Source organism: Streptodolium elevatio (assembly GCF_053592165.1).
This window is the reverse complement of record NZ_JBSFVE010000002.1, coordinates 1-22,846: the sequence shown is the minus strand read 5'-3', so window position 1 is coordinate 22,846 and position 22,846 is coordinate 1. Positions and strand designations below refer to the sequence as shown.

The window sequence follows — 22,846 nt, the reverse complement described above, 5'->3', positions numbered from 1 at the left end:
TCCGGGTGCCCTCATGCCGACACCGCCGCACCGGTCGAACCCGCGGCTCCGGACTCCCGTTCGCCGAGCGGCAGGCGGCGCGCTCCTTGGGCCGGCGTGACGGTGAAGACCGCGGGTTCCGCAAGGCGGTTCCGCTCGGCGGCCGATGTGACCGCACGGGCCACGGCGTGGCGCCGATCGACGTCGGTCACCGGCGGCCTCATGTGTCGGACACCGCCTCGCGGAGCATCGCGGCGGCCCGCTCCGGGGCTATGTCGTTGACGAAGACGTCCATGCCGGACTCCGATCCCGCGAGGTACTTGAGTCTTCCCGGGGCCCCGGCCGGACGGGCTTCGATGCGTTCCATGTCGCTGTCCTGTGTCTTCACTGAGCCACGGTGTGCGGCTCGCCGCCATGGCTGTCCTACCCCGCCTGCGTCTCCTCCGTCAGTTCACGGTCCGCCGGTCCACCTCGGCCGCGGCGTCGGCGAACTGGGCGGCATAGAGCCGGCTGTAGACGCCGCCCGCGCCCACCAGTTGTTCGTGGGAGCCCTGTTCGACGATGGCTCCGCCCGCCATCACGACGATGGTGTCGGCGTCCCGAATCGTGGACAGGCGGTGGGCGATCACGAAGGCCGTCCGGTCTTGGCGCAGACGGGTCATCGCCTGCTGGATCAGCACCTCGGTGCGGGTGTCGACGGAGCTGGTGGCCTCGTCGAGTACGAGGATCGTCGGATCGGTCATGAACGCCCGGGCGATCGTGAGCAGTTGCTTCTCGCCCGCGCTGATTCCGGAGCCGGCCTCGTCGTCGATCACCGTGTCGTAGCCGTCGGGCAGCGTGCGGATGAACCGGTCCGCGTGCGCGGCCTTCGCCGCTTCCACGACCTGGTCGCGCGTCGCGTGCGCGGCGCCGTACGCGATGTTCTCGGCGATGGTGCCGCCGAACAACCAGGTGTCCTGGAGGACCATGCCGATACGCGAGCGCAGATCCGCGCGGGACATCGCCGCGATGTCGACCTCGTCCAGGGTGATCCGTCCGCCGGTGACCTCGTAGAAGCGCATGAGGAGGTTGACCAGGGTCGTCTTGCCCGCGCCCGTCGGGCCGACGATCGCGACGGTGTGCCCCGGTTCGGCGACCAGCGAAAGCCCCTCGATGAGCGGGGTGTCGAGGACGTAGCGGAACGACACGTCCTCGAACGCGACACGGCCGAGGCCCGCGGGCGCCCTTGCCGGTTCGGCCGGGTCGGGTGCCTGATCGGGGGCGTCGAGCAGCTCGAACACGCGCTCGGCCGAGGCGATTCCGGACTGCACCATGCCGAGCATCCCGGCGAGCATGCCGAGCGGCTGGCTGAACTGGCGCGAATACTGGATGAACGCCTGGACGTCGCCGACCGTCAGCGCCCCCGAGGCCACCCGCAGGCCGCCGACCGCGGCGACGAGCACGTAGTTGAGATTGCCGAGGAACATCATCAGCGGCTGGACCAGTCCGGAGACCTCCTGGGCCCGGCGGCTCGCCTCGTAGAGCCGCTCGTTCTCCGCGTCGAACACCGCCTGGGACTGCTCCTCGCGGCCGAACGCCTTGACGAGCGAATGCCCGGTGTACATCTCCTCGACGTGCGCGTTCAGGCGTCCGGTGTGCTGCCACTGGCGGGTGAACTCCGGTTGCGACCGCCGGCCGATCGACGCGACGGCGAGAACCGACAGCGGAACCGTGAGCAGCGCGATCAGCCCCAGGAGCCACGAGACCCAGAACATCACCGCGACGACGCCGACGATGGTCAGCACCGAGACGACGAGCTGACTCAGCACCTGCTGCACGCACTGGGCGAGGTTGTCGATGTCGTTCGTGACCCGGCTGATGATCTCGCCGCGGTGCCTGCGGTCGAGGTAGCCGAGGGGGATGCGGGCGAGTTTCGCCTCGACGTCCCGGCGCAGCCGCTCGGCGGCGCCCTGCACGGCCACGGTCGCCATGCGCGCCTGGAGAACGCCGCAGAGTCCGGCCGCGAGATAGACGGCGGCGGCGTACGCCACCATCCGTGCCACCGCGCCGAAGTCGATGCCGTTGCCCGCGTCGTCGAAGGAACCGGACACCACGAGGTCGGTCGCACGGCCCAGGAGCACCGGGCCGGCCACGGTGAGGCCGACGCCGAGCGCGCCGGTGGCCAGGACCCCGGCGAAGAGACCGCGCCTGCGCGTGACGAGGGCCGTGGTACGCCGCGCCGTCGCGCCGAAGTCGGACGACCGGTCCGGGGGCCGTGGCGCCGCCCCGCCCCGGGCCCGGTTCGCCGCGGGATCCTCGGGCCCCGGCGACGGCGCCTTTCCGTCGGGGTTCCTCATGCCGCCTCGGCCTCGGTCAGTTGCGACAGCACGATCTCCCGGTACGTGTCGTTGCCCCGCAGGAGTTCGGGGTGGGTGCCGGCGCCGACGATCCGGCCCGCGTCGAGGACGACGATGCGGTCCGCGTCGCGGATCGTCCCCACCCGCTGAGCCACGACGATGACGGCTGCTTCGGCGGTCTCCGCGGCCAACGCCGCGCGGAGCCGCGCGTCTGTCGCGTAGTCCAGGGCGGAGAAGGAGTCGTCGAACAGGTACACGTCCGGTCGGCCGACCAAGGCCCGCGCGACTGCCAGGCGTTGCCGTTGTCCGCCGGAGACGTTCGTGCCGCCTTGGTCGATGCGTGCGTCCAGGCCGTCGGCCAGCGCTTCGACGAAGTCGCGGGCCTGGGCGGTCTCCAGGGCCCGCCACAGGTCCTCGTCGGTGGCGTCGGGGGCGCCGTAGCGCAGGTTCGAGGCGATGGTGCCGGAGAAGAGGTACGGGCGCTGCGGGACGTACCCGACGGTTCGGCTCAGCAGTCCCGGGTCGAGGTCGCGTACGTCGACTCCGCCGACGAGGACCGTGCCCGCGGTGGCGTCGGACAGCCGGGGGATCAGGCTGAGCAGCGTGCTCTTCCCGCTGCCGGTGCCGCCGATGACCGCGGTGGTCTGGCCCGGGCCGGCGGACAGGGTGATGCCGTCCAGGACACCGGTTTCCGCGCCCGGGTAGTGGAAGCCCACGCCGCGCATCTCCACGTGGCCGCGCCGGGCGAGGCCGCGCACGGGGCGGGCCGGGGGAGCCACCGAGCTTTCGGTGTCGAGGACTTCGACGATGCGGCCCGCGCACACCTCGGCGCGGGGGATCCACAGCAGCATGTACGTCGCCATGACCGCGGCCATGAGCAGTTGCAGCAGGTAGCTGATGAAGGCGGTCAGCGCGCCGATGGTCATGTCGCCGGAGTCGACGCGCTTGGCGCCGAACCACAGGACGGCCGCGCTCGCGACGTTCACGATGGTCATGACGGCCGGGAACATCAGGGCCATCAGCCGGCCGACGCGTACCGAGACGTCGGTGAGTTCGGTGTTGGCGGCGGCGAAGCGGCGGCTCTCGTGGTCCTCCTTGACGAACGCGCGGATGACACGAAGTCCGGTGATCTGCTCGCGCATGACGCGGTTGACGGAGTCGATGCTGCGCTGCATGGCGTTCGAAAGCGGAGCGAGGCCGCGCAGGATCGCCCCGATGGCGATGCCGAGCACCGGTGCGAGGACGACGAGCGCGAGGGACAGCGGCGCGTCCTGCTCGACGGCCAGGACGATCCCGCCGACACACATGATGGGTGCCGACACCATCAGGGTCAGGGTGAGGAGCACCAGCATCTGGACCTGCTGGACGTCGTTCGTGGTGCGGGTGATCAGCGACGGCGCCCCGAACCGTGCCATCTCGCGTACCGAGAACGCCTGGACCCTGGCGAACACCGAACGCCGCAGGTCGCGACCGAGTGCCATCGCGACGCGCGCCCCGATCCGGACGGCAAGGTAGGAGCAGACCAACTGCACAAGCGCCACGGCGACCATGACCGTGCCGACGCGGACGATGTAGCCGTGGTCCCCGTGGGCGATGCCGGTGTCGATGATGTCGGCGTTGAGGTTGGGCAGGTAGAGCGTCGCCGCGGTCTGCGCCAACTGGAGCACGGCAATCACCGCCACGGAGCGGCGGTAGGGCGCGAGGTGGGCCCGGACGAGGCGGATCAGCACGCAGCCCTCTCATGGCAGTTCGGACCTGCCCGCGGCAGGGAGTTGGAGTGGACGGGCCGCGGAGTTGTGCCCCGTGGCCCCCCACCTGGCAGTGATCGGCCCGAGCGACCCGATGCGTGGTAGCGCGCGCTACCTGAGCGCAGATTACCCACGCCCGTCAGTCTGCGCAACCATCAGGGCGGCGTCGCCAGGGAAGGTGGGGAGCTCGGAGCCTTGTGTCGCCTGCCTCGTCTCGGTGGCGGGGCGCGCTAGGCCCGGAAAAATAGTGGATCGCGTACGCGAAATGGCCGGCGGTTGCCGACTGGCGTCAGGGCCTGGGGGAAGTCAGGGCCTGGCGCCTCGCCGCGATGCGGCAACCCGGCTCAGTGGAGGTGGTCCACGCTGGACCTGGTAACCCGAACTCGGCTGATGCCGCAGCCGTGAGGGCGGCGAAGCCCTCGAAGAGGCCACCGTAGAAGCCGAGTTCCGCGGCCGCCGCTGACCGGCGCAACGAGGGCCGGTCCGGATGGACGAATGTGCTTGCGTTCGACGTCGCGCACTGAGGAGAGTTCGTTTCCGGCGACGTCCACCGGGGGCGATGTCACGGGAGAGGGGCGGGCAGATGTGCGTGCTGGACGCGGCGGCCAAAGAGGCCGCTGTCGCTCGGTTCCGTCGCAAGTATCCGAAGGCGGGGCAAGCCTTCCACGACCATCCCGCACTGCTGGGCTGCGCCGTCGTCGCGTGGTCGCAGATTCCCGGGTGTACTGCCGACATTCCGGCCCTGTTCCAAGGAGTGTTCGATCAGGCGCCCGGACGGGCTGATTAGCCGTGGCGACCGCGAATGTCTGCTGAACGCTGCCGTGCGGCGGTGAATGTCCGGTTTGCCGATGTGGGACCTGTCTCGGGTTTCGCGGAGGCGCGCGTCAGGTGAGCGGTCATCGTCGCCGGGGTTTGCGGTTTGTGGGTAGTGCCGTGGGGAGGTGTGGAATATACAATATGCAGGCTGGTGCGAGGGTGGCGGACGCGGGGCAACGGTCGGGAGGACATGTGTCGGTGACGGTGAACCAGAAGGTCGAGCGGCTCTGAGTGTCACCGGAGGTTCCCCGGCGGCCGGACGGAGACCAAGGAGCACCACGATGACCACGACGGCTGCGGACGTCCTCGTCCCGGTGGACGAGGAGCGACACCGGGCCGCGGCAGCCGAGTTCCTGCCGCGCATGACCGTCCTCATCGGGGCGGAGGAGCACGAGCACGGCTCGGGCGGGGAGTTCGAGCACGTCAACGCCGCCACCGGGCGCGTCCAGGCACGCGTGCCTCTCGCCGGTGCCGGCGAGGTCGACCGTGCGGTGGAGGCCGCGCGCGCCGCGTCCGCGGTGTGGCGCGGATGGCGGCCGGACGAACGGCGCAACGTGCTGCTGCGCCTGGCCGGGCTGATTCGCCGTCAGACGGAGTCCATCGCACAGGTGTTGACCCTGGAGTGCGGCTCGCCGATCACCGGGTCACGGGCCATGCCCGGCCGGGCCGCCGACTACCTGGAGTACTACGCGGGGCTGGCCGACAAGTTGGAGGGGCGGGTCGTGCCGATCTTCCCCGAGAAGGCGTTCGACTACACACTGCCGGAGCCGTACGGTGTCATCGGAGTGATCTCCACGTGGAACGGCGGCATTTCGTCGGTCGCCCGCAAGGCCGGTGCCGCCCTCGCGGCCGGCAACACCGTCGTGGTCAAGCCGATGGAACTCGCCCCGTTCAGCTCGCTGATCTTCGGCAGGCTCGCGCTGGAAGCAGGGTTCCCCGAAGGCGTCGTCAACGTCGTCCCGGGCGCAGTCGCGGCCGGGGAGGCCCTGGTCGCGCATCCCGGGGTGGACAAGCTGAGCTTCACCGGCGGCATCGACGCGGCCCGCGCGATCCTGGTCGGCGCCGCCCGCAACATCACCCCGGTCGTGCTGGAACTCGGCGGCAAGTCGGGGAACTTGGTCTTCCCGGATGCCGACCTCGACGCGGCGGGCCTCTTCGCGGGCGGGGTCTGCATGCGCAACAGCGGGCAGGGCTGCGTCATGCCGACGCGGCTCCTGGTCCACGAGGATGTCCACGACGAGGTCCTGGAGCGGGCCGTACGCGCGATCGGCGCGATGCCGCTGGGCGATCCGCTCGACCCCCGCACCCAGATCGGCCCGGTGGTCAGCCGCCCGCACGCCGAACGCATCCTCCGCCTCATCCGGGAGGCCGACGAGGAGGAGGCCGGCCGCCGAATCCTCGGGGGAGGGCGCGTAGGCGATAAGGGCCTGCGCGGCGGGCACTTCGTGGAGCCGACGGTGTTCGACGGCGTCGACCCGCGGTCGGCCATCGCGCGGACCGAGGTCTTCGGGCCCGTCCTGACGGTCACCGCATTCCGCGACGAGGCGGAGGCCGTCGCCCTCGCCAACGACACCCCCTACGGCCTCGCGGGGTATGTCCACACCCGTGACCTGCAACGGGCCCATCGCGTGGCCGCCGCTCTCGATGCCGGGTACGTGTCGGTGAACGGCTTCGCCGCACTGCCCGCCGCCGCCCCCTTCGGGGGATTCCGCGACAGCGGCTACGGCAAGGAAGGCGGCCGGGAGGGCATCGCCGAGTTCCTGCGCTCGAAGAACGTGTACGTCCCGATCGGCTGAGTCGTCGACGTGCGGACGGCGACCACCGCCGCCATCAGCTTGGAGGTGCCCGTGCTCCGTCCCGACCAGGACCCATCGACCGCGGAGCGGAAGGCCGATCCGGTCGGGCTCGTCGACCGCGTCGAGCTGGCCCCCAACGCGCTGCGCCGTTGGGCGCGGGACACGCCGGAGTCGGTCTTCCTCGAACACCGCGACGGCCGCCGGATCACCTATCGCGACGCCGAGGCGGACGTACTGTCGTGGGCGGCCGCCCTGCACCGGGCCGGGGTCACACCCGGGGAGCACATCGCGTACCTGCTCTCCGACCCGCTCGACGCGGCACGCGTGTGGCTCGCCTGCGGGATCGGCGGCCATGTGTGCGTACCCGTCAACACCGCCTACTTCGGGCGCATGCTCGCGCACATCCTCGGCGATTCCGACAGCGTCGCCGTCGTCGTGTCCGGGGACCTCGCCGACCGGGTTCTGGCCCTCCTCCCGGAACTGCCCAAGATGCGCCTGGTGGTGGTGACCGACGGGGAGGCACCGGCTCTCGAGGGGTACGCGGCGTACGTGCGCACCGCCGCCTCCCTGTTCGCGGACGTCGACGAAATCCCCGACTTCCACGGCCCGGAACCGTACGAACTCGCGTCCGTCATCTACACGTCGGGGACCACCGGACCGTCCAAGGGAGTCCTGACGCCATGGGCCGCGATGGCGGGGCACTGGGGCTGGGTGCCCGAGGACACCGTGGTGTGCGGTGAAGGGTTGTTCGCCCCCGTGCCGCTCTTCCACGTCTCGGGGCTCGGCGCATTGCAGTACGCCACCGCGCGCGGCGCCCGCTTCGTCACCCGGGACCGCTTCAGCGGCACCGACTTCTGGGCGGACGTCCGGGCCACCGGCTCCGTCGCCGCCGGGATCGCCGGGCCGATGACGGCGATCCTGGCCGCGCGGCCACCGTCCCCGGACGACGCCGAGAACCCGCTGCAGAGCCTGATCCTCGGGCCGATGATCCCGGAGATGGAGGCCTTCGAGAAGCGCTTCGGAGTACGGGTGGCCACCTGCTACGGGATGAGCGAGGTGCCTGCGGTGATCGCCACCGGCTGGGACCACGGCCCTTGGCAGACCAGTGGGAAGGTCCGCCCCGGGCCGCTGGGAGCCGAGGCGCGCGTCGTCGACGCGAACGATCTGCCCCTGCCCTGCGGCGAGACAGGGGAACTGGTGGTGCGCACGGCGGCGCCGTGGACCCTCAACGCCGGGTACCACAACAACCCCGAGGCCACGGCCGCGGCGTGGCGCAACGGGTGGTTCCACACCGGGGACGCCTTCCGGCAGGACGAGGAGGGCCGCTTCTACTTCGTGGACCGCATGAAGGACGCCATCCGGCGCCGCGGCGAGAACATCTCGTCGTTCGAGGTGGAGAACTTCGTCCTGGAGCACCCGTCGGTCGCCGAATGCGCCGCGTTCGCCGTCCCGGCCGCCCTGGGCGGCGACGAGGTGATGGTCGCCGTCGTACCCGATGACGAGGGCGCCGTGGACCCGGCGGCGCTGGTGGAGTTCCTGACCGACCGCATGCCTGGCTACATGGTGCCGCGGTACGTCGACGTCGTCGCCGAATTGCCGCGCAACACCACGTCGCTGCGGCTGCAAAAGCACGTACTACGTGACCGGGGGGTCGGTGCGGCCACCTGGGACCGCGAGGCGGCGAGACACATGTGACGTCTCGCCGACCGTCGCGGGCCGGTCCCCGAGCACCCGAGCACCCGAGCACCTGAGCACTCGTGAGCCAAAGGAGCACCGCATGCCGGATCCCCTGGTCGAAGCGGACGGACCGATACCGGTGGACGCCGGCCAACTGCGCAAGGTGCTCGCCGGAATCCTCGAGGCACTCGGCACCGGCACCGCCGACGCCGCAACCGTGGCCGAACTGCTCGTCGAGGCCGACCTGCGTGGCGTGGACTCGCACGGCACGCACCTGATGGGCCTGTACGTCTCCCGCCTCCGCGCCGGACACATCAACCCCACCGCGCGCCCCCGGATCCTCGACGACCAAGGGTCGACGCTGCTCCTGGACGGCGGTCTGGGATTCGGGCAGATCGCCGGACTCGAGGCCGCGCGCCTGCTGATCGAGCGCTCTGCGGAACACGGTGTCGCCGTCGTCGCCGTCCGCGAGAGCACCCACCTGGGCGCCCTGGCCGCGTACACGGAACGCGTCGCCCGCGCTGGCCGGATCTGCCTCTGCTTCCAGAACGGTCCGACCATAGTCCCGCCGTACGGCGGGATCACCCAGATGTTCTCGACCAACCCGCTCTCGTACGCCGTGCCCGCCGGGGAGGAACCGCCGGTCGTGTACGACGTGGCGACCACCGCGGTCGCGGGCAACAAGCTGCTGCTGGCGAAGAAGCGGGGTGACACGCGGATTCCCGACGGATGGGCCAATGACGTGCGGGGCGTCCCCACCACCGACCCCGAGGCCGCGTCGGTCCACCACCTCCAGTGGTTCGGCGGACACAAGGGCTACGGCCTGGCATTGCTGGTCGAGTTGCTCGGCGGGGTGCTGGCCGGAAGCAGCTTCGGGCGGACCGAGCACACGGCGTCCCCCGCGCACGGCCGAGACCGGGTCGCCAAGGGGTTCGTCTTCATCGCCGTCGACCCGGCGCGCTTCATGCCGCTGCCCGAGTTCACCGCCCGGGTGGACACTCTCGTCCGCGACCTCCGCTCCGGCGAGACCGCCGAGGGTGTCGACCGCATCCTGGTACCGGGCCAGTTGGAGCACGAGCGCCGCCGCGTACGGGAGGAGTCCGGCATCCCCCTGCCGGCCGCGCTGCGCGCGGAGACCAACGCCCACGCCGCCGAGCTCGGCGTCCCCGGTCTCGACTGAGGCCCCGGGACGCCGACCCCTCGGTGACCGGCGGATGTCGGCTCTGGCGCGCCGCCACGACCGGGCAGGCCCCCCGCGTGGCGCAACCGGGCGCGGGCCGGTATCGACGGAGAGGCTTTTGGCGGGATTGCCGGGCATGGGCGGCGGGATTTCGGATAGCGGCGGGTCATGCCAGACGTACCAAGGAGAGGCGAGGAGCCGCGCCCCGGCCCGGACCCGGAAGTGGAGCGCGAGGCCCCGGACGAGCCTTCGGAACTTCCGAAGCGGTCGTGGTGGCGCGTGCTCAAGCGCACCGTGGCCGAGTTCAAGGAAGACGAACTGTCGGACCGCGCCGCCGCGTTGACGTACTACGGAGTGTTGTCGCTGTTCCCCGCACTGCTGGTGCTCGTGTCGTTGCTGGGCATCGCGGGGGAGTCGGCGACCCGGGAGATCCTGGACAACGTTGATCAGCTCGCCCCCGGCGCGGCGCGCGACGTGATCACCAATGCCGTGCGCGAACTGCAGGCGGGTGCCGGGGTCGGCTCGGTGCTGGCGGTCGTCGGCCTGGTGATGGCGTTGTGGTCCGCGTCCGGGTACGTGGCGGCTTTCATCCGGGCTTCCAATGTCGTCTACGACGTCGCCGAGGGGCGTCCGGTGTGGAAGCTGACCCCGTTGCGCATCGCGGTCACCGTCGTGTTGATGGTGCTGGCCTGTGTCAGCGCGTTGATGGTCGTGTTCACCGGCGGCATCGCGCGCCAGGCCGGTGAGGCCCTTGGTGTGGGCGGGACGGCCGTCACGGTGTGGGACATCGCCAAGTGGCCCGTCCTCGTGGTGCTCGTGGTCGTGATGATCGCGATCCTGTACTGGGCGGCACCGAACGCGAAGGGCCGGGGATTCCGCTGGGTGACCCCGGGAAGCTTCCTCGCCCTGGTCATCTGGCTGCTGGCGTCCGGTGGCTTCGCGTTGTACGTCGCGAACTTCGCCACCTACAACAAGACGTACGGCACGTTCGCCGGGGTAATCGTCTTCTTGGTGTGGTTGTGGGTGACCAACCTGGCGATCCTCCTCGGCCTGGAGTTCGACGCCGAGTTGTCCCGGCAGCGGGCCATCGCAGGAGGTCACCCGCCCGGCGACGAACCGTACGTCGAGCCGCGCGACACCCGTACCTGGTCCGCCGAAGAACGCCGGCACGCCCAGGATCCCCCCGGGTGAGACCCGGCCCCCGTCCGCGCCGTCCGCCGTCTCCGACCCGACCACTCGACGGGAGTTCCCTCCATGAACCGCCCCACCCCACCCGGTTCCGCGCCTGACGCGGAGCCCCGCAGCCCGGCCGAGACGTCGCCCGCCGACGCTTCCGTGGGCCAGTTGGTCAGCGATGCGTCGGCGCAGCTGTCGCAGTTGGTGCGCGACGAAATGCGGCTGGCCCAGGCCGAGATGACCGAGAAGGGCAAGCGGTTCGGAATCGGCGGCGGTCTGCTCGGCGGCGCCGGGACCCTTGGCTTCATCACGGCTCAGGCGCTTGTCGTGACCGTGATCGCCGCGCTGGCGACCGCGTTGCCGGTGTGGGCCGCGGCGCTCGTCACCACGGTCGTCCTGCTCGGCGTCACCGCTGTGCTCGCGCTTGCGGGCAAGCGCAGCATCGCCCGCGCCGTGCCGCCGGTACCCGAACAGGCCATCGAGGGCGTAAAGACCGATGTGGCCCAGATCAAGGAGCACGCACACCGATGACCCAGGACCCCAGCTCCCAGGACCCGCGCCACCAGGACGCACCCTCCCCCGAGGAACTGCGCGAGCGCATCGAGGGAACCCGCGAACAACTCGGCGCCACGGTGGAGGCACTTGCCGCCAAGGCAGACGTCAAGGCGCGAGCCAAGGACACAACCGCGGCCGCCAAGCGGCAGGTGCGCGAGAAGTCCTCCGACGCCGCGGCCGCCGTCAAGGACACCGCCGACCATGCGATGCACGCCATCCGGGACAAGACACCCGACCCGGTTCTCGACGCGGCTACGCGCCTCGGTCACCAAGTGACCGACACCGCCTCGACGGTCGCCGACTCGGTCAAGGAAAGCACCCCGCCGCCGGTCGCCGACAAAGCCCGCCAGGCCGCGGGCGCCGCACGCGACCGTCGCGTGCAAGCCGCCGTGGTCACAGCAGTGATCGTCGCGGCGGTGGTGTACCGGACGGCGCGCGCACGGCGCTGAGCACCCGCGGGAGGCCGGACGCCGGGCCGCGTCGGAAGGCGGGCCGCTCCACCGGACGGCGCCGCCGCGCCCGCACCGCGCATCGGTGCGGGTCGGTGCGGGTACCCGGTGGCGGTTGCAGGATCGCGTAAACGCAGTGTGTAAACGCAGTGCGGAGAACGAGCAGTGCGGAGGAAGACCGGTGCCCTTTGAGCAATTCGCGGATGTGCTGGACTACCCCATGCTGGTGGTGACCGCGGTGCATCCCGGCACCGGTGAGCGGTCCGGGTGCCTGGTGGGTTTCGCGTCGCAGTGCAGCCTCGACCCGGCCCGGTTCCTGGTCTGCCTGTCGGTCGTCAACCACACGCACCGGATCGCGGTCGCCTCGCCTGTGCTGGCCGTCCACGCCCTGGAGGCCGGGCAGAGCGATCTTGCGGCGCTGTTCGGGGAACAGACCGGTGACCACATCGACAAGTTCGACCGCTGCCGCTGGGAACCCGGCCCGGCGGACGTGCCGCTGCTGACGGACTGCCGGGTGCGCTTCGCCGGGACCGTCGTGGAAAGACTGGACAACCTGGGCGACCACACCGGGTTCGTTCTCGCCCCGACCGACGCCGATCCCGCCCCTGACACGGACGACGGAAGCGCGTCACGCGACCGCTCGCCGCTGATGTTCTCGGACGTCCGGAACCTGCACCCGGGCCACCCCGCCTGAGCCTGCCTCCCGACTGCTGACGCCTGTGCCTCCTGCGGACCGGTACGTCGCGCTCGAACTAGTGCTGTGGCCGGGAAGGTTTGCCGGTTCTCGTCGTTCAGTGCGGTGCATCGCAAGGCGCGGGCCCGAAGCTCGTACTCGGTCGTACTCGCGAGGGTCCGCAACGCCGCGAGGCGCCGTGCTGGGCGGCGAGAACCGGTGAACCTTTCCGGTCACAGCACTAGGCACTTGGCGGAGTTCGGCGTGTGCGGTGGCTGGTGTCGCACCAGGGCCAGCGACGGCTGCGGCGACAGGCGCAGACGGCGACGACCACACGGTCCGACCGGGCCACGCCACCGTCCGGAAGGGGGACCTCTATCGGGCCCTCCACCAGCAGGGGCCCGCCGGGGACCACCTCCACCCGCCGGGCGGCCGCGGCGCCGGGACCCGGGGGCGCGGAGAGCGCGGGCACGGAACCCGAAGGTGTCCCGACAGGGGGGTCGGCGTCATTTGTCGGCACGGATGACCACCAGTTCCTCTTCGCGGCAGCCCGGTTCGATGAGCCCGACCGCTTCCAGGTAGGGGGCGCGTTCGGTGAGTACCGGTCCGAACGGCTCCATGCTGCGCGCCACGACCCGGGCCCGCAGCCCTGCCGCGGTGAACATCCGCACGGTCGTGTCCACTCCGCACAGCGCCGAGTGCACCACCAGCGCGGTGGCGCCCGGGCGCAGGATGTGCGGGAGTTCCGTGCAGAGACGGTCCAGCACGGCCCTTCCGTCGGTGCCCGCGTCCCAGGACCGTGCTCGGCCGTGCCGGGGGACCTGGGCGTGGGGGGAGGGGACGTACGGCGGGTTGGCGAGCACCACGTCGAATTGCTGCCCGGCCACGGCGGTGAACAGGTCGCTGCGGCGGACCCGGAGGCGCCTGCGGAACCGGAGGCTGTTGGCACGAGCCGCCCAGACCGCGGAACGGGCTATGTCGAGCGCGGTGACCCTGCAACGGCGATTTGTGGCCTCCGCGACCGCCAGGGCGACCGCGCCGGTCCCGGTCCCCACGTCCAGGACGTCGGTGGCCTGGTGGAGGTCGTGTTGGTCGCGGTATGCGTCCAGCAGGAGCCACGTGTCGGCCTGGGGCCGGTACGTCCCCGGCATGCGCAGCAGATTCATGATCGGCGGCTGCCCGACGGCGATCAACGCAAACGGGACCGATTCCCTCGCGCGGTTCCGCGCCGCCCGCTGCGCCTCGCCTGCTCTGCCCGCGCCTCGCCCGCCCCACGCCGGGAGGGCGGCGGCTCGACGGGCCCGGGGCGCGGACCGCCGGGTTGCGCGTGTTCGGCAAGATCGCGGGTAGCTGCCGCTCATGCATCGTGTGCGTGTTGTGCCGTTCCGCGGTGGCCGTCGGCCGCCGGGCCGTTTGCCTCGGTCCCGAAGCAGGTCTCTGTGCCGGTCCCGCTGCCGATCCCCGTACCGGGGGTTGCCCTGCGGCGTCGGTCGAGTCCGGGAGGGGCGGCCGTGAGCGGGTCCGCCGTGGTGCCGTGGGGCGCCACGCTCGGGGTCGAGGAGGAATTCCTCACCGCCGACCCCAACACCGGGATGCCGGTGCCCGCTGCGGCGGCGGTCCTCGGCGGGGTTCCGGCCGGCGCGGCGGCCGCGGAGTTGAAGCCCGAGTTGCTCGCCTGCCAGGTCGAGGCGGCCACCGGCGTGTGCCGCACGCTGTGCGACGTCCGCGGTCAGGTGACGCAGGCCCGTGCGGCGTTGGCGGCGTCCGCGCACGCGCAGGGCGTCGCCGTGATGTCCGTCGGGTTCGCGCCCGTCATGGCCGACGGGCCGCTGCCCCTCACGCCCGGCGAACGCTACCTGGCGATCGAGCGCCTCTACCGCGGTGTCGTCGACGACTACGCCGCGTGCGGACTCCACGTCCACGTCGGCGTGGCCGACCGCGAGACGGCGGTCGCGGTGGTCAATCACTTGCGGCCATGGCTGGCGACGTTGCAGGTGCTGACCGGCAATTCCGCCTTCTGCCGCGGCCGGGACACCGGGTTCGCAAGCTGGCGAACTGTCGTCCAGAGCCGCTTCCCCGGGTTCGGCGCACCGCCCTGGTGCGCGGACGCAGCCGCCTACGACCAGGCGATGGGCCGGCAGGCCGCGTTCGGGACCACCGTGGACCCGCAGATGACGTTCTGGTCCGCACGCCCGTCCGAGCACGCTCCCACCGTCGAGGTACGCGCCGCCGACGCCGTGCCTACCGCGGACGAGGCGGTGCTGCACGCCGCCTTGGTGCGTGCGCTGGTGGTGCGAGCCCGCATGGACCTGGACGCGGGCCGGCAGGCCGCCCCGGTGGACGACGCGGTCATCGCCGCGGCCATGTGGTCCGCCGCGCGCCACGGACTGCGGGGGCCCGCCGTCGACCCGGCTCGCGAGCGGCAGATGCCGGCCGCTGTCATGGTCCACGCACTGCTGGCCCATGTCCGCGACGCACTCGACGAGTTCGGCGACCGCGACGAGGTCCACCGCCTCGTGTCGCACGTACTGGAGCGCGGCACGGGAGCGGAACGGCAGCGCGCGGCGGCTGCTTCCGGCGGAATCGCCGCCGTCTGCGAACTGGCCGGCCTCCCCCAATCGACCTGTGCGGACCCGTTGCCGGAGGCGTCGTGACCGATCCCCGTTTGCCGCGCCCCCGCGGCGCCGTCTCGCAGACTCTGCTGGACACGCTGCGGCGGCCCGCGGGCAGCGCCGTCGCCCCGCCTCCCGCTTCGTTCGACCCATGGTCCGACGACGCCCAACTCGCCCTATACGCCTGTTACGAACTGCACTACCGCGGCTTCGCCGACGTCGACCCGGCCTGGGAATGGGACCCCGGCCTGATCCGCGTACGCGCCGCTCTCGAGGAGGCCTTCCTCGACGTCCTCCGCGCCGGAACCGGCGCGGACGAGGACGCGGAGGCAGTCCTCGCACCGCTGTTGACGGAGCCGGACGAGGGGTCGGGGATCTCCCACCACCTCCTCCGCGACGGCGACCTCGACCAGTTCCGCGAGTACGTGATCCACCGCTCCGTCTACCACCTCAAGGAAGCCGACCCGCATGCCTTGCTGATCCCCCGGTTGACCGGACGCGCCAAAGCGGCCGTGGTCACCGTCGAATTCGACGAATTCGGGGGAGGCCGCGCCGAGCGCATGCACGCCACTCTGTTCGCGGATCTCATGCGGGGGCTTGGTCTGGACGACGGCTACGGCCACTACCTCGACAGGGTTCCCGCGGCGATGCTCGCCGTGGTCAACCTGATGTCGACGTTCGGCTGGCACCGCGGCCGTCGCGGCATGATGGTCGGCCACTTCGCCGCCGCGGAGATCAGCACCCCGCCGAGCGCGGCACGGCTGGCCCGGGCACTGGACCGGCTCGGCGTGGCGGACCCGGCATGCGCGCTCTTCTACACCGAGCACGTCGAGGCCGACGCCGTACACGAACAACTCATGCGCCGGGAGGTCGTCGCGACAATGCTCGCCGAAGAGCCTGCGCTCGAACCTGACATCGTCTTCGGCGTCCAGGCGACGGAACTGGTCGAGGAACGCTTCGCCGAGCACGTCATGACCGCCTGGAACAACGGCCGAAGCTCGCTCTTGCCGCCCTTCGCTTGATCCGTCGCCCAGGCTGACGGCCACACGCCGTCGGCGGCGCCGAAGACCGGGCAATCGGGGTGGGGCATGCGGGCCGGGCGGCGGCGCCGTCAGGCGAGCGGCGTCTCGTCCAGCGCCTGCGCGAGGTCGCCCGGGGTGTCGTAGAGGGCGACCGCGCCGGCCCTCGTGAGCTCGTCGTCCCCGAAGCCGCCGGAACGCACGACGATCGCCGGCATCCCGGCCCGTTTCGCCGCCTCGACGTCCCACACCGAGTCGCCGACCACCACGCTCGACGCGTCGGCCGGCTCGCCCAGCTTTTTCAGCGCCACCTTCAGCAGGTCCGGCGCCGGCTTGGAGGCCTCGACGTCGGCGCTCGTGGTCCAGTCGTCGACGATGCCGCGCGCATCCAGCTTGTCCAGAAAGGCGTCCACGTGGCGCTGCTGACCGGAGCTGGCCAGCACCAGCCGGTGGCCGCGCTCCTTGACGGCCAGGAGGAGTTCGCGGGCGCCGGGCAACGGCGCCATCTCCTCCAGCAGCGCGTCGACCTCCTTGCCCTGCCGCTCCCGGGCCCGGTCACCCACCCGGCGCTCCAACTCCTCGCCGCCGAGAGCCGTGAGCAGCTGGTCCCCGCCCATCCCGATGAGCCGGTGCAGCCGCCACACCGGGTAGGTCTCGCCCACCGAGCGCAGCGCCCGGTACCAGGCGAGCGCATGCTGATAGTTGGAGTCGATGAGCGTCCCGTCGATGTCGAGGACGGCAATGGCGGAGTCGGTCATCGTCGGCGGGTACCCGCGCACCGGGCGCGCAACCGTACAACCCGGTCGGCGTACGTGCGGGCGGCGCCCGGCGTACGGCCCACGACGATCCGGACGTGCGCCGTTCTTGCGGCTCCGGCGACAGTCGGGGGCGCTAACGTCCGGCCATGACTTCTCTGGACGAACCCCAGGCCATTGCCGTGCGTCGCAAGCCGTTGTCGGTCGCGCTCGTCGGCCGACTCGTCGAATTGGCCCGTGCCGACTGGGACACGGACACCGTCTCGCGGTTCCTGGACGAGCGCGGCCGGCGCACCGGGCTCGTCCCGGGAGCGCGGCTGACCGACACCGGACACCCTCTGAAGTCGTTGGACCCCGACCTGGCGGCCGCCGAGCATCCCGGGTTCCTGCTGGAGTTCGCCTACCACCACCCTGACGCCGACGACGACTACAGCGAGGACTTGCTCGGTGCCCAGTTCCCCTGGCCCGACTGGGCGGCAACCCCCGCGGGCGAAGGCGGCGCGTCCGCCTTCGCCGCGGCATGGGCCGACGCCGAAGCGATGCTCGCCGCGACGCTGGGCGCGCCCGAGGTGCGGTTCACGCACGACACCGGGCCGGACGGGTGGAGTTTCGCCGCGTGGCGGGTCGCAGACCGCGCGCTCGTCCTGGCCCAGGGCGAGGAGTTCGGCACGTACGGCGAGTTGGAGATGGCCGCGGTCTGGCTCGTACCGCACCGAGCGTCCACGCCGTTCCCCGGCGCGGCCGACTTCTACGACTGGCTTGTCAGCTCCTCCACCGACAGGCCTGCCGACGACGCTTGAGCGTGTGGTCGGCCTGTTCACCCGGCCCGGTCGCGAGCGGCCCGGGCCTATGGCCGAACATTGCCACATGTCGCTCAGTTCATACGAGGTCGATCTGTTCGAGAGCTCCCGGGGCCGGTTGGAGGCCATCGCCTACCGGCTCCTCGGGTCGGCGGGCGATGCCGAGGACGCGGTGCAGGACACCTTCCTGCGCTGGCACGCCGCGGACCGGTCGCAGATCGAGACCCCTGTGGCATGGCTGACGAAGGTGCTCACCAACTTGTGCCTCAACCAGCTCACCTCGGCGCGCGCCCGGCGTGAGACCTACGTCGGCCAGTGGCTCCCCGAGCCGGTCCTTGCCGGCGACCCGATGCTGGGTCCGGCCGACACCTTCGAGCAGCGTGAATCCGTCTCCATCGCGATCCTGACCCTCATGGAGCGCCTGTCGCCCAACGAGCGCGTGGTGTACGTGCTGCGCGAGGCGTTCGGGTACACGCATCGGGAGATCGCCGAGATGCTCGACCTCACCGAGGCGAACTGCCAGCAGATCTACCGGCGCGCCCGGCTGCACGTCGGCGCCGGGCGGGCCCGTACCGAGATCGACACGGCCGCCGCGGCGCGGATCGTCGAGCAGTTCCTCGCCGCGGCCCTCAGCGGCGACACCGAGCCGTTGATCAGGCTGCTCGCCGACGACGCGGTCACCGTGCCGGACGGCGGCGGCCGGATCGCGGCCCGCAGGACTCCGGTCCACGGCGCGGTCGCCATCGCCCGCTACGTGCGCGGACTGTTCCGGCCGAACGACCACAAGCGGGCCTTCGTCGGCGTCGCCCCCGTCTTCTACGCCACCGTCGTCAACGGCGCCCCGTCCGTCCTGATCGAGGTCCGCGACCAGGTCTTCGGCGTCTTCTCCCTCGATGTGACGCCGGACGGCATCTCGGCCATCCACGTCCAGGTGAACCCCGACAAGCTGCGGCACATCACCCGCCAGTGGGCGGCCACCGGGCCGCATGCGCCGCTCGCCGTGGAGTGGTGACCCAGGTCACATTCGATTCCTGTCAGGGATCGCGCCGCTGTCCGGTTCAGGGAGCGCAAGCAACCGGAGCCGGACAGGAGCGCCAAAATGAACCGCACCAGCCGCACCAACAGCAAGCACCGCGTCCTCGTCCTCGGAGCGGGGTACGCGGGCGCCGTCACCGCCGGCCGTCTCGCCAAGCGCGTGCACCACGACGAGGTGGAGATCACTCTGGTCAACGCCGAGCCCGACTTCGTCGAACGCATCCGCATGCATCAGCTCGCCGGCGGCCAGGACCTCCCCCTGCGCCCGCTGCGGGACATCTACGCGGGCACCGGCGTGCGGGTCCGCATCGCGCGGGTCGGCTCCGTCGACGCGGACCGCAAGACCGTCGAAATCACCGACGAGAACGGCACCGAGGCCCTCGGCTACGACACCCTCGTGTACGCCCTCGGCAGCACCGCCGCCGCGAGCGAGGTCCCCGGTGTGGCCGAGTACGCCCACAACGTCGCCGGCAGGCAGGGCGCACTGCGCCTGCGGGCGCGGCTGGCGGAACTGGCCGCGTCGGCCGATCCGGCCGATCCGGCCGATCCGGCCGAACGGGCTCCGGGGGCGAGCGTGCTGATCGTGGGCGGCGGCCTGACCGGTATCGAGGCGGCCGCCGAGATCGCCGAGGCGTACCCGAACCTGCGCGTCGGCATCGCCACCCGAGGCGGCCTCGGAGACTGGCTCGGCGAGAAGGCCCGGCACCACCTGCGCGGTGCGTTCGCCCGGTTCGGCATCACGGTCCACGAGGACACCGACGTCACCGCTGTCGAGGCGGACCGCGTCCGGACCGGCGCCGGAGGGGAGATCCCGGCCCAGGTCACGGTGTGGGCCAACGGTTTCGCCGTACACCCGATCGCGGCCGCCAGCGCCTTGGAGGTCTCCGACACCGGCCGGATCGTCGTCGACGCGACGCTGCGCTCGGTCTCCCACCCGGACGTCTACGCGGTGGGCGACGCCGCGTACGCGATCGGCGCGGGCGGCAAGCCGCTGCGCATGTCCTGCGCCGCGGCGAACCCGATGGCCTGGCTCGCCGCCGACGGACTCGCCGCCCGCCTGACCGGGCGCAAGGCCCCGGAGACCGAGATCGGCTACAAGTTCCAGTGCATCAGCCTCGGCCGCCGTGACGGGATCGTCCAGCACGTCACCCGCGACGACCGGGCCAAGCCCAAGGCGATGACCGGACGAAACGCCGCCCGCGTCAAGGAAATGATCTGCTCCGCCACCACCTGGAGCCTCACGCATCCGACCAACATGATGCCGTCCCGCCGCCACCGGATCGCGGTCCCGGCCCCCGCGGTTCGGCCCGAGCGCGTCACGGCGTGACCTGGCCCCGAACCACGCGGTGCACCGCGCGGCGCCGAGCCTGCCGGCGCCGCGCGACCGCCGGCCGAAGGAAGCGTCGGTTCGGGGAACCGGCAACCGGAGATCCGGATCCGGGATGTCAGCACGGCGCGGTCGTCGACGTGCTTTCCGGCAGGCGACCGTCGGTCACCGGGAGCCTGCTGCCACGATGGTGATCATGACGATTCGGAGTCTCAACGCGTTCGGGCGGTTCGCGCTGGAACTGTGTGCTCTGGCGGCTCTGGCCTGGTGGGGTGCGCACGTCGGGCCGGGACGGGTCGGCAGCGTGGCGCTGGGCATCGCGTTCCCGGCCCTCGCGGCCGTGGCCTGGGGCAACTTCGTGGCGCCGCGCGCGCCGCGATACTTGCCCCTGTCCGGCCGGGTGGCTGTCGAGGTCGCCTTCTTCGGCACCGCGGCTGGAGGGCTCGCGGCGACGGGTCACTGGCTGCTCGCGGCCGTGTACGTGGTGGTGGCAACGGCCAACACGGCGCTGCACCACGCGTGGCGACAGGACGACGAGGCCCGGAGGGCGGTGGCCGCGCGTCCGTCACGCGCGCGGTGAGATCAGGAGTCGGGAACCGACCCCCATACGCCTGCTGATCGCTGCTGCGAACGAACTGGACCAACTCCGCTCGATATTGCGCGCGGCCTGCGTGGCCCTGCGCGGCGCCGCGCGGACCCGCGCGTACGAACACCTCGCGGGCGCGAAACCCGCTTATGGCTCTTGAACCTGTGGATCAACCCGGGTAGAGATCATGGTGAAGGACGACGGCCCGCGACACCCGGTCATTCGAGCCGCCCGAAGGGGAAGCACCAGTGCCAACCGTCTTCGTCACCGGCGCCACCGGCCTCATCGGTGCCAACATCTGCCGTCGCCTGCGTGAACGCGGCGACGATGTCCGGGCGCTGGTCCGCCCGGGCAGTGAGAGCGTCCCGTTGCGCGAACTCGGCGTCGCTTTGGTGGAAGGCGACATCACCGACGGCGCGAGTGTGCTGGCCGCCGCGGACGGCGCCGAGTTCGTCGTGCACTCCGCGGCGGTGCTCGGCGGCGCGTCGCAGGATGCCGACGAGCACGCACGCGTCAACACCGGAGGGCTCGGGCACGTCCTGGACGCCGCCGAGACCATCGGCGCGCGGCGTACCGTGGCCTTGGGGACGACCACGTACTTCGACTACACCGACCGCCCGCTCAGCGAGGATTCGCCGCTGCTCGACACACCGCCGGGGGATCCCTACTCGGTGTCCAAGCGTGCCGCGTTCGTCGAGGTCATGCGCCGGGCGGCGGCAGGGCTCGACGCATGCGTGGTCATCCCCGGCGGCACGTTCGGACCGTCGCCGGTGCCGGGCCGCGCGCTGGAAGCCCCCAGCTACAACCTGCGCATCCTCATGGCCCTCAAGGGCGAGATCGACTCCACGGTGCACTTCCCGATCCCGTGGTCGTACGCCGACGACGTCGCGGCCGTCACTGTCGCCGCCCTCGACCGCGGCCAAGCGGGACAGAAGTACCTGGCCTTCGCGCATCCGGAAGACGTGTGCAGCATGGCCGAGTTCCTCAATCGCGCAGGCGAACTCGCGGGATCCGCACACCGGGTACGGGACATCACCGCCGATCTTCTCGCCGACGACCCGGAACTGCAGCGTCAGTCCGGTCCGAGCCTCGTCGCCCTCGCCAGCCGCACGTTCCCCACGCCCTACTACACCGACACCGTGACCCGGGCGCGCTTCGGACACACCCCGCTGCGGCTGGACGAGGCCCTGCGCCGCACCCTCGACTGGCTGGAGGCCACCCGACGATGAGCGACCTCGCCGACCTGCTGTGGGCCGAACGCTGCGCGCTGCGCCTGCCGAAGCTGTACGCGCGGGGCATCGACCGGCGCGACTGGCCCCTGGTCCGCTCGTGCTTCGGCGACGACGCGTTCGTCGACGGCTCCCGCGACGCGCTCGCGATCGACGCGTACCTGGAACACCTGCGCCCCGGCGTCGAGTTCTTCCCGGTCACCATGCACTTCATGGGCAACCAGCTCGCCGAGATCGACCCGGGAGCCCGGACCGGGAGGGTCGAAACGTACGCCGTCGCCTATCACTTCAAGGGCGAGCCGGCCGGCGCCGACCACCCGCAGAACCTGGTAGTCGGGGTGCGCTACCACGACGAGGTCGCGCTCGTGGACGGCGATTGGCGCATCGTGCGCCGCGCCGTCTCGGGCGACTGGCGCCAGGGCCCGTACCCCGAACTGACGTAACGGGGCCGCCTCGCCACGCTTGATCCGCTGCCCTGATCGCGGGAGCGGGCGTGCGCGCGGGCCCGCTAAGCCGGGGGAATTGCTGCCTCGATGTGGGTGAGGTGGGCGGCGAGGATCTCTTCGAACGCGGCGTGGCGGTCCGCCCCGAGAGGGCGGACTTCGCGTCCGAAGTGGGCCAGCGCGGGGAAGTGTTCGGGGTCGGCGCCGAGTACCGTGACACGGAACAGCTCCATGCCCTGTTCGTACTCTTCGGGGGTGATGGCGCTGACTCCGGCTTCGGAGGCGACCAGCGCGGCGACCAGGACCGCGAGCCGGTGGTAGTACGCCGGGACTTTCTCGTCGGGCAGCCCCGACGCGCGCAGGGCCTGCAACACCTCTTCGGCGACCAGCCGGGAACCGGCGCCGCCCGACGCGTACCGTCCCCAGATCGCGGCGAGCTGGGGCTGCCGTCCGAAGGCCTCCCGCACCCGCAGGGCCAGGGACGTGATGCGCTGCTTCCAGTCGCCCTCGGGACGGTAGCCGTCCATCGCGGCCAGGAGGATGCGGTCGGCGACCGCCCGCATTAGCTCGGTCTTGCTGCGGAAGTGCCGGTAGAGGCTGGAGGAATCGGTCCCGAGGGTCGCGGCGAGCTTGCGCACGCTGAACGACTCGGTGT

General features: G+C 71.5%; 24 protein-coding genes. 16 read left to right on the top strand and 8 right to left on the bottom strand.

Annotation, left to right across the window (positions count from 1 at the left end):
* Positions 1-11 precede the first annotated feature (11 nt).
* The 4 genes from ACWD12_RS04185 to ACWD12_RS04170 form a co-directional block, all read right to left on the bottom strand.
* Positions 12-191 (bottom strand): hypothetical protein, encoded by a 180-nt coding sequence (locus ACWD12_RS04185; RefSeq protein ID WP_450098232.1) that lies wholly within the window; start codon positions 189-191, stop codon positions 12-14.
* Between the two features lie 8 nt (positions 192-199).
* Positions 200-346, bottom strand: a complete 147-nt coding sequence (locus ACWD12_RS04180; RefSeq protein ID WP_450098770.1) for a hypothetical protein — start codon at positions 344-346, stop codon at positions 200-202.
* A 79-nt stretch (positions 347-425) separates the two neighbouring features.
* Positions 426-2,315: an ABC transporter ATP-binding protein gene (locus ACWD12_RS04175; RefSeq protein ID WP_450098231.1), complete on the bottom strand. Its 1,890-nt coding sequence runs from the start codon at positions 2,313-2,315 to the stop codon at positions 426-428.
* Complete coding sequence (locus ACWD12_RS04170; RefSeq protein WP_450098230.1) at positions 2,312-4,045, bottom strand: ABC transporter ATP-binding protein; 1,734 nt, start codon at positions 4,043-4,045, stop codon at positions 2,312-2,314. Before ACWD12_RS04170 ends, ACWD12_RS04175 begins: the two co-directional genes overlap by 4 nt.
* Before the next feature lie 601 nt (positions 4,046-4,646).
* Between ACWD12_RS04170 and ACWD12_RS04165 the strand changes: the two genes are divergently transcribed.
* The 8 genes from ACWD12_RS04165 to ACWD12_RS04130 all read left to right on the top strand — a co-directional run bounded on the left by ACWD12_RS04165 (position 4,647) and on the right by ACWD12_RS04130 (position 12,406).
* Positions 4,647-4,850 carry a hypothetical protein gene (locus ACWD12_RS04165; protein WP_450098229.1) on the top strand — a complete coding sequence of 68 codons (204 nt, stop codon included), beginning with the start codon at positions 4,647-4,649 and terminating at the stop codon, positions 4,848-4,850.
* Between the two features lie 310 nt (positions 4,851-5,160).
* Positions 5,161-6,675, top strand: a complete 1,515-nt coding sequence (locus ACWD12_RS04160) for an aldehyde dehydrogenase family protein (protein WP_450098228.1) — start codon at positions 5,161-5,163, stop codon at positions 6,673-6,675.
* A gap of 9 nt (positions 6,676-6,684) precedes the next feature.
* A complete protein-coding gene (locus ACWD12_RS04155; protein ID WP_450098227.1) occupies positions 6,685-8,370 on the top strand; it encodes an AMP-binding protein in 1,686 nt (561 codons plus the stop codon).
* 82 nt (positions 8,371-8,452) lie between these two features.
* Complete coding sequence (locus ACWD12_RS04150) at positions 8,453-9,532, top strand: Ldh family oxidoreductase (protein WP_450098226.1); 1,080 nt, start codon at positions 8,453-8,455, stop codon at positions 9,530-9,532.
* 168 nt (positions 9,533-9,700) lie between these two features.
* Positions 9,701-10,723 carry a YihY/virulence factor BrkB family protein gene (locus ACWD12_RS04145; RefSeq protein WP_450098225.1) on the top strand — a complete coding sequence of 341 codons (1,023 nt, stop codon included), beginning with the start codon at positions 9,701-9,703 and terminating at the stop codon, positions 10,721-10,723.
* A gap of 63 nt (positions 10,724-10,786) precedes the next feature.
* Positions 10,787-11,239 carry a phage holin family protein gene (locus tag ACWD12_RS04140; protein WP_358356582.1) on the top strand — a complete coding sequence of 151 codons (453 nt, stop codon included), beginning with the start codon at positions 10,787-10,789 and terminating at the stop codon, positions 11,237-11,239.
* Entirely contained in the window at positions 11,236-11,712 is a 477-nt protein-coding gene (locus ACWD12_RS04135; protein WP_450098224.1) for a DUF3618 domain-containing protein, read from the top strand. The genes ACWD12_RS04140 and ACWD12_RS04135 overlap by 4 nt, the downstream gene beginning before the upstream one ends.
* Before the next feature lie 181 nt (positions 11,713-11,893).
* Positions 11,894-12,406: a flavin reductase family protein gene (locus ACWD12_RS04130; RefSeq protein ID WP_450098223.1), complete on the top strand. Its 513-nt coding sequence runs from the start codon at positions 11,894-11,896 to the stop codon at positions 12,404-12,406.
* A gap of 220 nt (positions 12,407-12,626) precedes the next feature.
* Here the strand turns inward: ACWD12_RS04130 and ACWD12_RS04125 are convergent, their stop codons facing one another.
* Both ACWD12_RS04125 and ACWD12_RS04120 read right to left on the bottom strand, forming a co-directional pair.
* On the bottom strand, positions 12,627-12,857 hold the full coding sequence (locus tag ACWD12_RS04125) for a CDGSH iron-sulfur domain-containing protein (protein WP_450098222.1): 231 nt from the start codon (positions 12,855-12,857) through the stop codon (positions 12,627-12,629).
* 34 nt (positions 12,858-12,891) lie between these two features.
* Positions 12,892-13,551: a HemK2/MTQ2 family protein methyltransferase gene (locus ACWD12_RS04120; protein ID WP_450098221.1), complete on the bottom strand. Its 660-nt coding sequence runs from the start codon at positions 13,549-13,551 to the stop codon at positions 12,892-12,894.
* Positions 13,552-13,896: 345 nt separating this feature from the next.
* On the opposite strand from ACWD12_RS04120, the gene ACWD12_RS04115 reads away from it, so the two are divergent.
* Positions 13,897-15,039: a carboxylate-amine ligase gene (locus tag ACWD12_RS04115; RefSeq protein WP_450098220.1), complete on the top strand. Its 1,143-nt coding sequence runs from the start codon at positions 13,897-13,899 to the stop codon at positions 15,037-15,039.
* Complete coding sequence (locus ACWD12_RS04110) at positions 15,036-16,019, top strand: iron-containing redox enzyme family protein (protein ID WP_450098219.1); 984 nt, start codon at positions 15,036-15,038, stop codon at positions 16,017-16,019. The genes ACWD12_RS04115 and ACWD12_RS04110 overlap by 4 nt, the downstream gene beginning before the upstream one ends.
* A gap of 89 nt (positions 16,020-16,108) precedes the next feature.
* Here the strand turns inward: ACWD12_RS04110 and ACWD12_RS04105 are convergent, their stop codons facing one another.
* Positions 16,109-16,774 carry an HAD family hydrolase gene (locus ACWD12_RS04105; protein WP_358356592.1) on the bottom strand — a complete coding sequence of 222 codons (666 nt, stop codon included), beginning with the start codon at positions 16,772-16,774 and terminating at the stop codon, positions 16,109-16,111.
* Between the two features lie 146 nt (positions 16,775-16,920).
* On the opposite strand from ACWD12_RS04105, the gene ACWD12_RS04100 reads away from it, so the two are divergent.
* The 6 genes from ACWD12_RS04100 (at position 16,921) to ACWD12_RS04075 (ending at position 22,191) form a co-directional block, all read left to right on the top strand.
* Entirely contained in the window at positions 16,921-17,571 is a 651-nt protein-coding gene (locus ACWD12_RS04100) for a hypothetical protein (protein WP_450098218.1), read from the top strand.
* Positions 17,572-17,638: 67 nt separating this feature from the next.
* Positions 17,639-18,583: an RNA polymerase sigma factor SigJ gene (sigJ, locus tag ACWD12_RS04095; protein ID WP_358356595.1), complete on the top strand. Its 945-nt coding sequence runs from the start codon at positions 17,639-17,641 to the stop codon at positions 18,581-18,583.
* An 87-nt stretch (positions 18,584-18,670) separates the two neighbouring features.
* Positions 18,671-19,933, top strand: a complete 1,263-nt coding sequence (locus ACWD12_RS04090) for an NAD(P)/FAD-dependent oxidoreductase (RefSeq protein WP_450098217.1) — start codon at positions 18,671-18,673, stop codon at positions 19,931-19,933.
* Positions 19,934-20,129: 196 nt separating this feature from the next.
* Positions 20,130-20,513 (top strand): YrdB family protein, encoded by a 384-nt coding sequence (locus ACWD12_RS04085; RefSeq protein ID WP_450098216.1) that lies wholly within the window; start codon positions 20,130-20,132, stop codon positions 20,511-20,513.
* Between the two features lie 254 nt (positions 20,514-20,767).
* Positions 20,768-21,748 carry an NAD-dependent epimerase/dehydratase family protein gene (locus tag ACWD12_RS04080; RefSeq protein WP_450098215.1) on the top strand — a complete coding sequence of 327 codons (981 nt, stop codon included), beginning with the start codon at positions 20,768-20,770 and terminating at the stop codon, positions 21,746-21,748.
* Positions 21,745-22,191, top strand: coding sequence for a nuclear transport factor 2 family protein (locus ACWD12_RS04075; RefSeq protein WP_450098214.1), 447 nt, complete (start codon positions 21,745-21,747; stop codon positions 22,189-22,191). The genes ACWD12_RS04080 and ACWD12_RS04075 overlap by 4 nt, the downstream gene beginning before the upstream one ends.
* Positions 22,192-22,256: 65 nt before the next feature.
* Here the strand turns inward: ACWD12_RS04075 and ACWD12_RS04070 are convergent.
* A partial coding sequence (locus ACWD12_RS04070; RefSeq protein WP_450098213.1) for a TetR/AcrR family transcriptional regulator occupies positions 22,257-22,846 on the bottom strand: 590 nt, incomplete at its 5' end.